Source organism: Enterococcus sp. LJL51 (assembly GCF_049894025.1).
GTDB lineage: Bacteria > Bacillota > Bacilli > Lactobacillales > Enterococcaceae > Enterococcus_L.
The window spans coordinates 71,895-88,344 of record NZ_JBNEQE010000009.1; the positions used below are offsets into that span (position 1 = coordinate 71,895).

12 protein-coding genes are annotated in these 16,450 nt (G+C 36.8%); all 12 read left to right on the forward strand.

The genetic code is table 11. The features are described from left to right. Nucleotides 1-16 precede the first annotated feature (16 nt). The 12 genes from arcC to ACPWSO_RS10025 all read left to right on the forward strand — a co-directional run bounded on the left by arcC (nt 17) and on the right by ACPWSO_RS10025 (nt 16,436). Nucleotides 17-958 carry a carbamate kinase gene (gene arcC / locus ACPWSO_RS09970; protein WP_426082949.1) on the forward strand — a complete coding sequence of 314 codons (942 nt, stop codon included), beginning with the start codon at nt 17-19 and terminating at the stop codon, nt 956-958. Between the two features lie 46 nt (nt 959-1,004). Continuing rightward, nucleotides 1,005-1,700 (forward strand): Crp/Fnr family transcriptional regulator, encoded by a 696-nt coding sequence (locus ACPWSO_RS09975; protein WP_426082951.1) that lies wholly within the window; start codon nt 1,005-1,007, stop codon nt 1,698-1,700. A gap of 105 nt (nt 1,701-1,805) precedes the next feature. Then, nucleotides 1,806-3,254, forward strand: a complete 1,449-nt coding sequence (locus ACPWSO_RS09980; RefSeq protein WP_426082953.1) for a YfcC family protein — start codon at nt 1,806-1,808, stop codon at nt 3,252-3,254. Between the two features lie 48 nt (nt 3,255-3,302). Next, nucleotides 3,303-3,791 carry an arginine repressor gene (locus ACPWSO_RS09985; protein ID WP_426082954.1) on the forward strand — a complete coding sequence of 163 codons (489 nt, stop codon included), beginning with the start codon at nt 3,303-3,305 and terminating at the stop codon, nt 3,789-3,791. A 488-nt stretch (nt 3,792-4,279) separates the two neighbouring features. Next, the gene (locus ACPWSO_RS09990; RefSeq protein ID WP_426082956.1) at nt 4,280-5,569 is read left to right on the forward strand and encodes a S8 family serine peptidase; all 1,290 of its coding nucleotides are present in this window, start codon (nt 4,280-4,282) and stop codon (nt 5,567-5,569) included. Between the two features lie 476 nt (nt 5,570-6,045). Further along, complete coding sequence (locus ACPWSO_RS09995; protein WP_426082958.1) at nt 6,046-6,492, forward strand: MarR family winged helix-turn-helix transcriptional regulator; 447 nt, start codon at nt 6,046-6,048, stop codon at nt 6,490-6,492. Beyond that, entirely contained in the window at nt 6,492-8,873 is a 2,382-nt protein-coding gene (locus tag ACPWSO_RS10000) for an ABC transporter ATP-binding protein (protein WP_426082960.1), read from the forward strand. Before ACPWSO_RS09995 ends, ACPWSO_RS10000 begins: the two co-directional genes overlap by 1 nt. Nucleotides 8,874-8,888: 15 nt before the next feature. Then, nucleotides 8,889-10,730 carry an ABC transporter ATP-binding protein gene (locus ACPWSO_RS10005; protein WP_426082961.1) on the forward strand — a complete coding sequence of 614 codons (1,842 nt, stop codon included), beginning with the start codon at nt 8,889-8,891 and terminating at the stop codon, nt 10,728-10,730. A gap of 262 nt (nt 10,731-10,992) precedes the next feature. Continuing rightward, complete coding sequence (locus tag ACPWSO_RS10010) at nt 10,993-13,560, forward strand: hypothetical protein (RefSeq protein ID WP_426082962.1); 2,568 nt, start codon at nt 10,993-10,995, stop codon at nt 13,558-13,560. Between the two features lie 198 nt (nt 13,561-13,758). Next, entirely contained in the window at nt 13,759-14,634 is an 876-nt protein-coding gene (locus ACPWSO_RS10015) for a hypothetical protein (protein WP_426082964.1), read from the forward strand. A 487-nt stretch (nt 14,635-15,121) separates the two neighbouring features. Then, a complete protein-coding gene (locus ACPWSO_RS10020) occupies nt 15,122-15,409 on the forward strand; it encodes a hypothetical protein (RefSeq protein WP_426082966.1) in 288 nt (95 codons plus the stop codon). Between the two features lie 19 nt (nt 15,410-15,428). After that, complete coding sequence (locus tag ACPWSO_RS10025) at nt 15,429-16,436, forward strand: glycosyltransferase family 4 protein (protein WP_426083019.1); 1,008 nt, start codon at nt 15,429-15,431, stop codon at nt 16,434-16,436. The last annotated feature ends 14 nt before the right edge of the window (nt 16,437-16,450 follow it).

The following is a 16,450-nucleotide window of genomic DNA, read 5'->3' on the forward strand; positions in this document are numbered from 1 at the left end:
GAAAGGAGTACAAAGTGTGACTCAACAGAAAAAACGACTACTCGTAGCTTTGGGTGGTAACGCAATCCTTTCTAAGGACGCTAGCGCCAAAGCCCAACAGGAAGCATTGGAAATGACTTCTAAACACTTGGTTAAGCTGATTCAGTCAGATGTTCAGCTGATTATCTCACATGGGAATGGACCTCAGGTCGGCAATCTGCTGCTGCAACAACAGGCGTCTGACTCTGAAAAAAATCCCGCAATGCCATTAGACACTTGTGTCGCAATGACACAGGGAAGTATTGGCTTCTGGTTACAGAATGCATTAGAAAGAGAAATCAGAAACGCAAATCTGGAAAAAGAAGTTGCAACGATTATTACTCAGGTCATTGTCGATAAAGAAGATGACGCTTTCAAAAATCCAAGCAAACCAATTGGTCCATTCCTTACACATGAACAAGCTCAAGCGATGGAAAAAGAAACTGGAGCTGTTTATAAAGAGGATGCTGGTCGCGGCTGGCGCAAGGTTGTACCTAGTCCAAAACCAATATCCATCCAAGAGCAGTATAGCATAAATACACTGATAAATAATGACATAATTACAATTTGTGCAGGCGGCGGCGGTATTCCAATTGAACGGCAAACGTCGAGAGGAGTTGAGGCTGTTATTGATAAGGATTTTGCTTCTGAAAAATTAGCTGAACTAATTGATGCGGATGTGTTTATCATTTTGACAGGCGTCGATCAAATTGCCTTGAACTATGGGAAGGAAAATGAAAAGTGGCTGAATAAAGTTACCGTGGCTGAAGCAGAACAATATATGAAGGAAGGACACTTTGCTCCAGGAAGCATGCTGCCGAAGGTTGAAGCGGCTGTCCAATATGTGAAAGCGCGGCCAGGAGGCAAAGCAGTCATTACTTCTTTAGAAATGCTTGCAACTATTAATGAAGAGGGCGTGGGGACAGAAATCGTCTTTTGAGTCAATCAATAGACCAGCGTGAAAATAGTTTTTTGGAGTGATTCTTATGGAACAAAATGATCGGTCTTCTAAGATGTTAATAATTAATGAGTATCCTTATTTCTCAGCTTTAGACGAAGAAAATCATGAACTTCTGGTTGAGAATATGTATTGCCGCTCGTATAAAAAAGGTCAGGTTCTTTTTGATGCAGGTGATAGACGAGACAGAATCTTTTTCTTAAACAAAGGACTGGTTCGGATTGAACGATTAGACGACAGTGCTTCATACAATTTCCTGGAGATTATCAGTGAAAAGAAACTATTTCCATTGCTGGGTATGTTTGAATCAGAGAAATACTATTTTTCTGCTGTTGCCGCAACAGATATTGAGGTGTGCTACATTCCATCTAGTATTTTTGAAAAAGTCCTTCAAATGGATATCAGACAAATGCAGCTTTTCACTGTCGATTTAACAATCCTCCTTGAAAAACAGCTAAGAAGAATTCAGTACTGTATTACTTCTAAAGCAAAACAACGCGTGAAAAACACCTTATCTATTTTAGTCGAGGATCTGGGGAGATGGGAGGATGACAAACTGGTCATCCCCTATCCCATCCTGATTAATGATATTTCGAAATACAGCGGCACAACGAGAGAAACAGTTGGTCAAACCATTAGAGAATTAGTTAAGAAAAGAAAAATAACATATGAGTACAAACAATTTGTTTTTCTGGATAAAGACTATTTTACATTGGGAAAATGAGTTGACTGACTCAAATAGAAAGGAAAAGTATGAAAAGAGCTCTAATTCAAGTTTGAGGTTCGAAAGAATGTTTTTCTATAGAGCTCTTTTATATAGGAGCGAACTATGACAAAGAAGAAAGAAAAAAAATCCATTTCATCCTTTAGTATTCTGTTCATCATTCTTATTCTTTTAACCATTGCCTCATGGATTTTTTCCGGACAGTCATTTTCACCGACAATCCCCTCAGGAGGGACGGAAGAGGTTAGCAGTGTTGTGGGAGCAAAGCTTTCAGATTTAGTGATGTCTCCGTTTAACGGATTTAGAGATGCGATTGATATCTGTGTCTTCATTTTAATCTTAGGCGGATTTCTAAACATTATTAACAAAACAGGTGCTTTAGAAGCAGGAATTCAGCATATTGTCCGTAAGCTAAAGGGCAATGAGTTAATCTTGATTCCCATTTTAATGATTCTGTTTTCTATCGGCGGTTCAACTTATGGGATGGCGGAAGAAACGATTCCATTCTATACGCTTCTCGCAGTAACAATGGTCGCCTCGGGCTTTGATACGATTGTTTCAATAGGAACGGTTATGCTGGGAGCTGGCGCAGGGGTAATCGGGTCCACAGTGAATCCATTTGCCACAGGTGTTGCGATGGATGCCCTTAAAAGCGTGGGAATTACACCAAATACAGGAATTGTCTTAGGTATCGGATTTGTTTTATGGCTGGTAACGACGGCTTACTGTATCTATTGTGTGATGAGCTATGCTAAAAAGGTAAAAGCAGATAAGGGCTCCACTATACTGAGTCTGCAGGAACAAGAGGATATGGAAGAATCCTTCGCGAAAACTGGCTCACAGGAGTTGGAGTTTACTGGTAAGCATAAAGCCATTCTATCTGTTTTCGCTTTTTCATTCGCAGTGATGGTTATCTCTCTCATTCCATGGGGGTCATTCGGCATTACGATTTTTGACGGCTGGACTTCCTTCCTAACAGGAGAAAACTTTGGTGACTGGTATTTTGGAGATTTAGCTATGTGGTTCTTCATCATCAGTCTGGTTGTCGCGTTGATTCAGCGTTTCTCTGAAAGGGAAATTATTGCTACCTTTATTGATGGCGTGAAGGATATTTTATCTGTTGTTCTGATTATCGTCGTTGCCAGAGGAGCATCTGTTTTGATGCAGGTTACACATTTGGATCTGTTTATTCTGGATAAATCTGCAGGACTGCTGCAGGGATTGTCTCCAGTGCTGTTTGTAATTGGAGCCTACATTCTGTATCTGTTCCTGTCATTCCTGATTCCTTCTACTTCAGGACTGGCATATGTATCTATTCCGGTAATGGGTGCGTTAGCTCATAATATTGGGCTGAATCCAAACGTAATGATTATGATCTTTACAGCCGGCTGTGGATTAGTTAACTTAATTACACCGACTTCCGGAGTTGTAATGGGCGGACTTGAAATATCCAAGGTGAACTATTCTACCTGGACGAAGTTTATGTTTAAACCGCTCATTGTGATTGGGGTCAGCAACTTACTGATTTTAATTGCGGCAATGCTGCTTCTGTAAATAAGAAAAGCTCCGGGAGTTGGCCAATTGTTAATTTCCGGAGTGATTATGAAGATAAAGCAGGTGAACATTAATATGAGGAAAATTGATCGCCACAAAATTATTAAAAAAATAATTGTTGAAAATGAGATTGAAACACAGGACGAGCTGTTGGATTGTCTTAAAAGCAAGGGCTTTACCTTTACTCAGGCGACTATTTCAAGAGATATGAAGGAATTGAATATTGTAAAATCCTATACAAAGGATGGAAAGAAGAAGTTGACCCTTTTAGCTTTTGAAAAAGGCGATTCAGAATTGGATCAAAAGCTTAAAAAGAGCATGAAGGATTATACAAAATCAATTGAAAAAGTAAAATTCATTGTGATTATTCGCACGTATCCAAATGGCGCTGATATTATTGCCAATTATATGGATGAGATAAAATTTTCAGAGGTTGTTGCTACCGTTGCGGGCTACGATACCCTAATTGTCGTTACTCGCTCAGATGAAGATTCTGATACTTTTTGCTCTAAATTGAATAAGTATCTTAATAAGTAATAGTATAATAATAAGTATAAACATAAAAAAGAGCTTGATTTGTAGTGTTTCCGAACGTTAGATGTGTTTCTAATTTTGGGGAATAGTATGTTTCAAGGCTCTTTTTTATTATGAGAAAGTGCGGGGAGGTACTGCTGCAAATATGGGTACTTTTGAGCTTAGCCAATTAAAATTCGCTTCTTTGTTTATACACATGATTCAGAGGTTTTTAACTAGCAATGGTTGTGAGCACTCAGGTCAGGAGTGTATATTTGTCGTTTTTCAATAAAAATTGAAGGGGTACTAGCCAGTGGCAAGAATATTCAGAGTTCTGTAAGTCTCCAGTAAGTGTTTAGCAAGGTTTGCTTGATAGACTTTAAGTAGAGGATAAGAAAGAAATCCCATGTCAAAGTCAGAGCTATGTAGAACTATAATAGAGGGATTATAAAAAAATGTTGCATCTGGCTAAGAACTGAAAAATTGTTTCTATATAAATAGGAGGAATCATTATGGCTAAGAAAATCAAAAAAATCCTGCTGGCTATCCCAATTTTAATTGCCGCAGCAGTAGCACTACTGGCAATTTATGTATTCTGGATTCAACCAGTAACTACAAGAACTGCAGGCACAGATATTGATATTGCCAGAAGAGTTGAAGCAAATCAGCAGAATGTAGAAAAACTGACCAAGCTTCCTAGATACGATGAAACTGCTGCTGAACCTGTTCAGCTTGACTTTCGCTCAAAGGACCTATCAGATCTTAATCTAGAAGGAAAGCTACTTGAACTGGAGCATGGGATGTTTTCTAATGAAACTATCTGGCCGACTGTCTTGCCTCAGGAGTATAATCCAGATATTGTATTTGAAAATGGAAAAAATCCTGGATTGAGTATTCGAGCTCTTCATGAAGCAGGAATTACAGGTGCAGGTGTGTCAATAGGAATCATCGACCAGACATTGTATACAGAGCATAGTGAGTATAAAAGCAAGTTAAAACATTATGAAGAAATTCATGCACTGTCAAAAATACCTGAAATGCATGGCGCTGCAGTTGCTTCATTAGCAGTGGGAGAAACGACAGGAGTATCGCCAAGTTCAGACCTGTACTTTATTGCTTCTGCATTATCAGATAATCTTGGAACTATGTTATGGGCGCGGGGGCAAGATTCGAAGGGAATCGATTACTCTAGAGGAATTACTTATCGCTATTACGCTGAAGCTATCCAGCGATTTCTTGAACTGAATGAAACTCTTTCTGAGAAAGAAAAAATACGTGTAATTTCTATTTCTCGCGGTTTTAATAAACTAGATGATGGGTACAAAGAGTTTCACGCTGCGGTAAAGAAAGCCAAGGATAAAGGAATCTTTGTAGTGACGGCAACACTTCTAAATGATTATGACGTAGGACTGGCTGGGTTAGGAAAAACAGCAATGGGCGATCCTGATGAGCTTGCTAGCTACTCTGTTGGTTCGTGGATGAAAGAAGACGCGGAAGACTATCAAAACTATCTCTTTGTTCCCATGGATGGACGAACTTATGCAGGAACTAATGGGGCGGTTAACTATCAGTACGATCCTGTTGGGGGCTTGAGCTGGACGATTCCTTATCTAGCTGGTGTATATGCGTTAGCCTGTCAGGTTAATCCAGCTATAACGCCGGAATTGTTTTTAGAGACAGCAGTAGAAACCGCTGATTCACTGATAGTTGATAATAATGGAGCATCTTTTCAAATAAAATATCTGCTCAATCCCACCAAACTGATTGAAAAGCTGAAAGTACAGGATACAATCAGCAGATAGCTCAATTCAATGAGGCTTTACTGGCTGATAAGGATAAATAGTGCGTCACAAGCTGTAGCCTAAAAATCAAGCAGGTATTAATCAATAGCCACGCATAGCAGCCTGTACTTTTCAATACATGAAAGCTTGTAAGGACATTGCAATAGGAGTTTCAAGGGATGAGGCAAACTGATGCCTCATCTCTATTGCTTCTGCATACAGTACTTGAAAAAGAGAATAACGTCTTATTTGATTATTTAGTATAGTTGTTAAGCCTAACTTAGTAATTTTTTGCAGATTAAATAACTAAAATTAAAAAGTATTACAAGCAGTTTCTGCTTTTTTTTATTATTTCTTAAGTAAAACGCATTCATTTTTAAATTTGAAGCAATTGTGTTGACTTCGACTGCTATCTGCGTTAATATCAAACAGCATTAGTTACTAACAGTGTTAGCAATTGATAAATGAAGTAATTATTTTGGAAAGGGAGGAGACCTATGACATTCGCAGAAGAAGCCGAACAAGAGCTTGTTCGTTTGATGCTTCAAAATCGTGATGGTGCATTCAGTAAAATAGAAAAGAGTAATAAGGGTGAAAACATTGTGATCAAATTACTTGACCGTATTGGCGAGCCAACCAGTCCGAAGTTTATTGCTGAATCGCTGAATCTGTCTAGTGCTCGTATTGCAGTTGTCTTGGGCAGCTTAGAAAAGAAGAAACTGATTGTTCGGACGATGGATCCAGAAGACCGCCGTCGAATCAATGTGACGTTGACAGACTGTGGTAAAAAGGCAGCACATGCAGAGAAAAAAGAGATGCGCGATAAAATCATTAAAATATTTTTACAAATGGGAGAAGAAGATACGAAAAAGTTCATTGAGCTGACTGCAAAATTTGTCGAATACTCCCGAAAATTATCTCTGGAAGAGGAAGGTGACCAATAGTGAAGATTTTTAAGCATCTTACAAAATACTGGTATGCCGTCATCGCAGTCGTTGCGCTTTTAGTCGTACAGGCTTATAGTGATTTGAGCTTACCAAACCTAACATCAGAAATTGTTGATGTCGGTATTCAGCAAGGAGGGCTTGAATATTCTACCCCTGAAAAAATTAGAAAAACAACGCTTCAGGGAATCGAGATGTTCATGACCGAAGATGAAAAACAAACAATTGAAGACAACTATACGCTGACAAAGCAAAAGATTGACGGCAAAGAAGTTGAAGTCTACAAATTAAAGCTTCAAGATGGTATGACGAAAGAAAAGCTGGGCAATATTTTTAATCTGCCGATGATGATGCTTGCTTCAACACAAGCGAAGGACTCTTCAGAGGCTGCTGGAGCGAAATCAGTCATTGAAGCGTACACCGCAATCTCCGAGGATGCTGCCAAGGCAAAGACACTTGGTGAAGAGGCAGCTAGTTTAGGTGAACAAGCAAAGGCATCAGGAGAAGCAGCTGCGGCTGCAACAGATCCGGCGACTGCGGCTGCAAGTGCGGCTCAAGCACAAAGCTTAGCAGAACAGGCACAAGCAAAAGGAGCAGACGCACAAAGCTTAGCAGATTCAATCAAGACAGCAACAGACGAAATTCCTGCTAAAGTTGAAGCAGCTCGTCAAGAAACAAAGGACAGTCTTGGTGACTTAGGTGCAGATTCAATGAAAACAGTGGGGATTCAATTAACCTTAGCTGAATACAAAGCCTTGGATATGGACACACAACAGATTCAAACTGATTACATGATTAAGACCGGTTCAAAAATGATTGGCTTAACACTTATTTCAGCAGTTGCTGCGATTATTGTTGGTCTGATTGCTTCATTAGTTGCTGCTTCCGTAGGTCGAAATTTGCGTGTCGGTCAGTATGAACGTACACTGCAGTTTTCAAATACTGAAATGGAAAAATTCTCACCAGCCTCATTAATTACACGTAATACCAATGACATTCAGCAAATGCAGATGGGTATTGTAATGATTATGAGAATGGTCTTGTATGCACCAATTCTAGGGATTGGCGGGATTTATGAAGTGTACAAAACTGGAACTGGTATGGGCTGGATCGTCGGCGTCGCCGTCGTGGCTGTTTTAGTTCTGGTGCTGACTTTATTACTGTTTACTATGCCTAAGTTTAAAGCATTGCAGAATTTAGTTGATAGAGTCAACTTGGTCTCCCGTGAAATTATTACTGGACTACCGGTTATTCGTGCCTTTTCTCGTGAAAAATATGAAGAGAAACGGTTTGATGTTGCCAATACTGATTTGATGAAAACACAATTATTTGTTAACCGTTCTATGTCAATCATGATGCCGGTAATGATGCTGATGATGAATGGTATCTCCGTGCTGATTGTTTGGGTCGGCGGACATAATATGGATAATGGGCAGCTTCAGGTTGGTGACATGATGGCCTTTATCACGTATACAATGATGATTGTTATGGCGTTTATGATGCTGTCAATGGTTTCCATTATTCTACCTCGTGCCAATGTTGCCGCTGGCCGTGTGGAAGAAGTGCTTGAAACAGTTCCAACCATTAAAGATCCGGAAAAACCAAAAGATGATCATGACTTTAAAGGAGAAGTGAAATTTGAAGGCGTTCAGTTCCGTTACGGCGACGCTGATGAAGACGTTCTTCACCATATTAACTTTACGGCTAAGCCTGGTCAGACAACGGCCTTAATTGGCTCAACTGGTTCCGGTAAATCGACAATTGTTAATCTGATTCCACGTCTTTTTGATGTGACAGGCGGACGAATTACCATTGATGGTATTGATATTCGTGAGCTGAGCCTGCATAAGCTGCATGAAATTATGGGCTTTGTTCCCCAAAAAGGCATTCTGTTCTCAGGAGATATCGCCTCCAATATTAAATTCGGTGATGCTGACATTTCAGATGATCAGATGAGAAAAGCTGCTAAAATTGCACAGGCAGAAGAGTTTATTGACTCTAATGAAAAAGGCTACACGCGGGAAATTTCTCAGGGTGGAACGAATGTTTCCGGAGGACAAAAGCAACGTCTTTCAATTGCTCGTGCTTTAGCCAAAAATCCTAAGATCCTGATTTTTGATGATTCATTCTCTGCACTTGATAATAAAACAGATGTGGCATTGCGTAAGGCCTTGTCTGAAAACATTAAAGATGCGACACAAATCATTGTTGCCCAAAAGATTTCTACTATTCTTCATGCAGATAATATTATTGTGCTTGATGAAGGACGGGTTATGGATCAGGGAACGCATGATGAATTAATGAAGAAATCGAAAGTCTATCAGGAAATTGCCCAGTCACAATTAAGCAATGCTGAATTAGGCATCGAAGAAGCTGAGTAAGGAGGAGCAAGAATAATGGCAGAAGAAAAACAAAACCGCCCTCGTCGCGGCGGCGGTCCTGGACAGATTGCTCCAGTAGAAAAAGCAAAGGATTTCAAAGGAACAATAAAGAAACTGGTTTCCTATATTGGCGCCTATAAAATTCCTGTATTCTTTGTAATCATTTTTGCAATCGCCTCAACTGTTTTTAATATCTGGGGTCCAAAAATTTTATCAAAGGCCATCACTGAGCTGTTCAATGGTCTCATTAAGAAATATCAAGGTACTGGCGGTATTGACTTTGAAAAAATCGGCGGTATCCTGCTCTTTATGTTAGGTCTTTACCTCGTTGCAGCCCTTTTTGGAATTATTCAAGGATGGATCATGTCAACGATTTCGCAAAAAATTACGTACCGCATGCGTAAAGAAATTTCTGAAAAAATCGATCGTATGCCAATGAACTACTTTGAAAGCCGGACTACCGGTGAAGTATTGTCGCGGATTACGAATGACGTAGATACACTTGGTCAGTCACTGAACCAGTCAATCACGCAGTTGATTACCTCAACCTTTACTATTATCGGGGTTATCGTAATGATGCTGTCGATTTCTGTGCAGATGACAGGAATTTCTATTCTGATTGTACCTATCTCATTTATCCTGATTATGATTGTTGTGAAAAATTCTCAAAAATACTTTAAGACACAACAGGAATATCTTGGTGTTATCAACGGGAAAGTAGAAGAAACAATCGGCGGCTACAACATTGTACGTTTGTTTAACGATGAAGAAAATTCTTTGAATGAGTTCAAGGAACAAAACGATGTACTGTTTAAATCAGCGTGGAAATCTCAGTTTCTTTCTGGGTTAATGCAGCCGATTATGAACTTCGTCGGTAACTTGGGTTATGTAGCAGTTGCTATTTTTGGCGGAATTATGGCTTATAACGGCTCGATTACAGTAGGGGACATTCAGGCCTTTATCCAATACGTACGTAACCTGACACAGCCAATTGCTCAGCTGGCACAGGTCTCTAATATGCTGCAGTCAATGGCAGCAGCGGCAGAGCGTGTTTTCGAATTCCTTGGTGAGGATGAAGAAGCGCAGTTTGCTGAAAACCCTGTTAAGCTTGAGAAAGCCAAGGGTATGGTTGACTTTGAACATGTTCATTTTGGTTATACTGATGATAAAATCATCATTCATGATTTTACTTCTCATGTGGAACCGGGACAAACTGTTGCGATTGTGGGGCCAACAGGAGCAGGTAAGACAACTATGGTTAAGCTGCTGATGCGCTTTTACGATGTAAACTCCGGAGCGATTAAGATTGATGGTTACAATATTAAGGACTTCAATCGGGCTGACTTACGGAAAAATATCGGGATGGTGTTGCAGGATACTTGGTTATTTAAAGGAACCATTATGGAAAATCTTCGCTATGGTCGCTTAGACGCAACGGATGAAGAAGTGTATGCTGCAGCAAGAGCTGCCCATGTTCATCACTTTATTCAAACATTGCCTGGCGGTTATAATATGGAATTGAATGAAGAATCTTCCAATATTTCTCAAGGGCAAAAGCAGCTGCTGACGATTGCCCGGGCAATTTTAGCTGATAAGCCGATTCTGATTCTTGATGAAGCGACCTCCTCTGTTGATACTCGGACAGAAGGGCTGATTCAAGAAGCGATGAATAACTTGATGGCTGGTCGGACCTCCTTTGTTATTGCCCATCGTCTCTCAACAATTAAAGATGCTGATAAAATTCTTTACATGCAGGATGGGGATATTAAAGAACAAGGAACACATGATGAGCTATTAGCCGAAGGCGGCTACTACGCATCACTTTATAACTCACAGTTTGAAGAATTAGCTGAATAAATATAATGGGTTCATTATTTGAAGATAGGGCGTATGCCCTATCTTTTTTTATATATGCTCAAGTTCCTTTTGAGAATAAGCAAATAAACATGACATACAGAAGGGAAATTCTAGCATAATATTTTTATTATACTTAATGATTATAATAAATGCGCAAAGTATACGTTTTTTTAATGTTTTTTGTATGTAATAAATATTCATATGTTATAATAAATTTTAGATATTGATTAATATATTTGAAAAATAAGGAAGGATGAGCTAAGTGACAAGCGCTTTAGTGAATTATCAATTTAATGACGTAGAGATTGAAAAAAATTTTTGGACAGAATTGAACGTGAATTACGAGCAGATTATTTCTGAAAGTGATAAGAAAGAAAAACTAAAAAATAGTTTGTTAGTAATATGTAGTTTATCTGCAATTGATGAAATACTACAATTGAAAAAAATAGAAGCAGCAAAAGAAGAGGATACCAAAGAAAAAAAATTGAATATTATTGTTGAAAGTTTAACCGAAAAGGAAATTAATTATTGGTTATTATTAATTAATTTCTATGCAAGAAAGCAAAAGTCGATAGCACGAGTTTATAAGGCTGAGATTCAAGGAGATTACATTGCTGCTATTACTCAACTATTAGAAATATTTGAAAAAAGTGAGAAAAAAATTGTAAACATTTTCATAGATTATTTATGGACTCAAAAAGGTTCTGGAGATTTCTATCAGATAAACGGAGACAAAAAAATTCTAGAAAAAATATTTCAGACATTTAATGAAATCAAAGGGCTTGAAAAATTTACAGAAAAAATTAGCAATAAAAATAGGAACCTATTTTATAAAGTACATTCTATATCTATAGTAAACAAGATTATTATTTTGCATATTTATAGACAAAAAGGAGACTTAACAATTCCTGATTTTGATGAAGCAGTTAGAAATAAAGAAGTAGAATCCTTGCTGTTGTCGCTGGATATGAAAAAGAAATTGTTAGAAATAAAAAAAGCAACGCTTACTGATAAGGAAAGGTTAATAGAGTACTTTGAAAACGAGTTTGATGCAAAGATATCCAATATAGAAGAAGAGGTCTTCAATAATTATTGCGAGCATAAAGTACGAGAAGCTTTTTTACAAGGTAAACCTGTAAATAAAAATTTTGAACAAGCTTGTGAAGAATTTTATGTTAATGAAATTACATTTCATAATTCCAGTTTAGTAAATATGCCAGAAATTAGTCTTAAAAATGATTCAAGAAGCATTATAGAGGCTACAAAGGAATTAGATGATAAAGGAATTATTTCTTTTAAAAGTCTTAAAAATATAAAATCTCTTTCAGTCAATATAAATGGACATAAAAGGATTATTCGTCCAACGAGTACTAATGATGGTGATGTTATTTTTTTATATAATGATGGGAAATTTGATAGAAGAATCAAAGAGAAATTTGAAAATGTCTTTCAAAGTTATTTTGGAATTCCTTTGTTAAGAAGAATATCAAACACAGTTTTTGAAACTGGTAAAGCTGAAAAAATTGATTATTTAATGGGGATTTCAAGAGAAGAAGATATAGATAAAGCTGATAAACTAATGTTGGAAGAACTAAAAGCTTTAAAATTTTTATTTTCGGTTTTTAAGACTGAATATTTCTGTAATACTTGTAAGGAAGACTTTTCTGAACTTAATCCTTCAAAAGAATGTTTCTGTGGTTCCAGTGATTATATTACTAAAGAAACTAATGAAATCGAAATAGATAAAAAAAATGTTACTAAATCTGCCATTACGCAATTATGTAGTGCACTTAAGTTTCATGATGAAAAAACTGAGAGTAATATAAAAGTAGGAGAACGGCTCTTCAACTTTAAATTATTAAGACGGGTTGATTCTAATGAATTAATCCAATTATTAATAGTATATTCAAGTTTATCTCGTAAAGAAACTGAATATTTAGTGAAATCATTAACTCCAATAATAATAGTAACTGTGGGAGTTCAGCGTCGTGAAGTAGATAATTTAAAAGAGAAAGGATTGTTTGCACTTAGTTTTGGAGAACTGTTAACTATGAAACAGGAGGCTGAAGCTTCTGTAGAGATAAAAGAGTTACTAAATGATTTCTTTTTACAACAGAAAAAGAGATCTACGATAGCTGCAGACTATGCAATCAAATCTTTGAAGAAGGTATTTATTAATGATCAGAGAGAGGGGTATACAGAAGACGACTTTGAAGATGATGTATTCGCTATACTAAAGGATATGATGCCAAATAGCTTGAAGTGGGGGAAAGAAAAAAAAGGTAAAGCATACCCAGAAGGTATTTTTGCAATTTCAGCACGTGATACCGAAGGAATAAATGCAAGTGAAGCATTTTCTTTTGATTGCAAATTTAACAAAAAAGATGATGGATATAATTTGAATAGCAATGAAAAACGAAAAGCTAAAGATTATGTTGAAAAAATTAATAAGAATAAATATATCCATTCATTTTGCGATTCTAGGTATTTAAGTAAACATATTTTTATTTCAAATAATTTTAAAGAAGGTCAAAAGGTGACTCTAAATGAATACTTTAAAGATAACTTAGAAGATAAAATTCCTACAAGAGTTACTTTCTTAACAGTAGAGTGTCTAATCCACATATTTGATATATACAGGAGTAATTATGAAGAAATTGTAAAAGAACAAGAGCTCTTCTATAGTTGCTTATTAGGGATATTTAATTCAGACATATTAAATATAGAAACGATTGATGAGATATTTGATGATTTAGTTTCTAAATTGATACCAGTAAACAAATCGTTAAATGTGGATAAAATTGTTCTGATGAAAAAGGGAAAAAAATAAATAGAAATAGTGGTATGAACAATATTTCATGTTTGAGGATAGGGCGGTATGCCCTATCTTTTTTTATATACATTATTTATTAATTAAAATGATAATGATTATTTTTTCAAAAAAATATCATAAAATTACAATTTTTGGAATTTATTTCATGTAATAAGTGTGGTACGCTTATCTTAGATAAAAGAAAGGATTGATAAAATGAATATGAAAAAAGTGTTTTTCAGTAGTGCGGCAGCAGTTGCATTATTTACGGTTGGGCTTGGAGTAGCTGGTACAGCAAATGAGACGTATGTTTCTATTCCAAATGAGGATGTAAAGAACAGTGTATTGTCTGTTTTAGAAGCAGGAGATCCCGAAGGCAATGAAATAATTACTCAAGAAGAGGTGTACAATTTTTCTAATTATCACTATTTACCTAAACGACTACTAGAAACGTCGGATGTTTTTGATTCTTTTAGCATTGATGTCAATGAAGTCAAACCAAAAAGCTCAAGCTTAGAAGGAATTGAGTATATTTCAGCTGAAAGTCTTCAAATTAATGCTCCTCTAATTGATGTAACTCCCTTAAAAGAAATGCAAGGCGTGAAGTCTTTATCTTTAGAGGATCAATTTGCTGATTTAGGCTATACTCATGGGATTAAAGACTTGAATGTATTAAAGGGTTGGACAGAATTGAAAGACTTATATTACGTCAGCGGAAATATGAATGGCATAGAGGATGTGAAAGAGAAGCTTCCATTGCTTGATATATCAGCATTAGATGAAATTGCTTCATTGGAATCTATCTGCATTGAAACTGCTGGAAGCTTGCCAACCATCTATCTAAGTGAAGAGAATAATGACTATGAAACCACACTGCCTATTATACTTTCCCATCACTTTGATGGAGAAGAATGGAGCGGATATTCAAATAACCCATCTTTTGACCAAAATTCTGAAATGACGAAGAAATCAGATCGGATGAAATGGGAGAATATTGAGCCAGGCACAGAATATTTGGATATTTGGATTCAAATTCAGCCTCGTGGACACTATTATATTGCCGATTTAAGAATTCCAATTATTTGGGAGTAAAGCTGAAGTCGTGAGAAAAGTGTCAAGCTTAAAGATACAAGTTAGTTAATCTAGGTTTAATGCTTTGTGTTCAATAAGTGCTCTGGGACCTCCAAGTAAAAGGAACACAGCGGTAAAGTCTTGACGCAACTGGCTTATGAGAAAACTAGGATCTTTATCAAAGGCAGTTAAGCTTTATTTGTATAAAATAAGATTATTTTAAATAGCAGCAGGGATTTTGATTGTGCTTAATCAAAATCCCTGCTGCTATTTTCTCTAAAAAAGAAAACCAGTATTTGATGACCATTTTGTCAGGAACAGGCAAGATTTCTGCAAGAGTTTGGTAAGAATTAATTGATAAGCTTTAATTAGCCTAAAAGCTGATATAATCTGCAAATAGTATCAGCGGTGGTTGAGGCTTTAGAAAAAATCATTTTTTCACTTCTTTTCAGCTTGCTTTGTTTTTACTAGTAAAAGAGGTGAGTATGGGAACAGGAGCGGTTAGAGAATGTTTAATGTAGATCATGTAAAAATTTCAACAACGGAATTAAATACTTATTTTCAGCGGCAGTACCCGAAAACAAGTGAGAATCAAGGTAAATATTCAGATCTTTTTGAAGAAAATGAAATCATGGAAACAGATCAGGAAAAGCTTGATTTCCTTAAGACAGCTGGCTATCCAATTGAAAATATAACTATGCAAATTGGTTCTGCTTCAAGGGATAAAATCATGACTCGCATCTTCTTAATTTTATCCAAATTAGATTTGATTTATTTATTAAGGGAGGATATTTGAGGTGACAATTAAAATTGCGATGTTTTCAAAAGCGGACACTGTGCAGGGGCAAGGAGTCGGAAGTGCCTATGAAGATTTAATTCAAATGTGGAAAAAGCTATTTTCCGATGACTTTGATATACATATTAATAAATATTCCAAATCAGATATCTCTCATTATCATACAATTAATCCGCTGTTTTTTCTGGCGACCTTTCAAAAAAAGAAACGAGGTGTTCAGGTTGGGCATGTTCATTTTATTCCTGAAACCCTGGAGGGGAGCTTAAAATTGGTTTGGCCGCTAAAAGTATTGTTTGTACGCTACCTTCTGTGGTTCTATCGCAGAATGGATATTTTAGTCGTAGTCAATCCTGAGTTTATTCAAAAGCTGGAGGTACTGGGATTTAACGGGGATTCAATTAAATACATCCCTAATTTTGTTAATTCAAAAGAGTTTTACAAAATAGTAGACATAGAAGAACGTACAAAAATAAAAGCAGAGCTAGGCTTTACCGCAAAGGATTTCATCATACTTGGTGTGGGACAAATTCAATCCAGAAAAGGAATCGCTGACTTTATAAAGCTTGCTGAGGAAAATCCGACCCTTCAATTTGTTTGGACCGGCGGCTTTTCTTTTGGAAGAATGACGGATGGATATGGTGTCTACAAACAAATTGTAGAAAAACCACCTGCTAATTTATACTTCCCAGGCATTGTTCCTCGTACTGAAATGAACAGTTATTATAATAGCGCAGATCTTTTTTTACTGCCGTCTTATGCAGAATTATTTCCAATGAGTATTTTAGAAGCCTTCAACTGTGGGGTTCCTGTGATGTTAAGAGATTTGGAGCTGTATGCAGGGATTCTCGAGGGCTTCTACATGAAGGCTGCAGATTTTGATGATATGAATCGGCAATTAAAGGATCGAGTAGGCTTAGCCGAAAAAATTCAGATTTATCAGGAGAAATCAATAGAGGCTTCAAAAAAATATTCAGAAGTAAATATCGTCAAAGAATGGATGGAATTTTACAAGTATCTGGTTCGTTAAAATAACTCTATTTT

Bases quoted from the DNA above. Each gene is read 5' to 3' on its own strand.
- ACPWSO_RS09975 (WP_426082951.1), top strand. From the start codon at position 1,005: ATGGAACAAAATGATCGGTCTTCTAAGATGTTAATAATTAATGAGTAT.
- ACPWSO_RS09985 (WP_426082954.1), top strand. From the start codon at position 3,303: ATGAAGATAAAGCAGGTGAACATTAATATGAGGAAAATTGATCGCCAC.
- ACPWSO_RS10015 (WP_426082964.1), top strand. From the start codon at position 13,759: ATGAATATGAAAAAAGTGTTTTTCAGTAGTGCGGCAGCAGTTGCATTA.
- ACPWSO_RS10005 (WP_426082961.1), top strand. From the start codon at position 8,889: ATGGCAGAAGAAAAACAAAACCGCCCTCGTCGCGGCGGCGGTCCTGGA.
- ACPWSO_RS10020 (WP_426082966.1), top strand. From the start codon at position 15,122: ATGTTTAATGTAGATCATGTAAAAATTTCAACAACGGAATTAAATACT.
- ACPWSO_RS09995 (WP_426082958.1), top strand. From the start codon at position 6,046: ATGACATTCGCAGAAGAAGCCGAACAAGAGCTTGTTCGTTTGATGCTT.
- ACPWSO_RS09990 (WP_426082956.1), top strand. From the start codon at position 4,280: ATGGCTAAGAAAATCAAAAAAATCCTGCTGGCTATCCCAATTTTAATT.
- ACPWSO_RS09980 (WP_426082953.1), top strand. From the start codon at position 1,806: ATGACAAAGAAGAAAGAAAAAAAATCCATTTCATCCTTTAGTATTCTG.
- ACPWSO_RS10025 (WP_426083019.1), top strand. From the start codon at position 15,429: ATGTTTTCAAAAGCGGACACTGTGCAGGGGCAAGGAGTCGGAAGTGCC.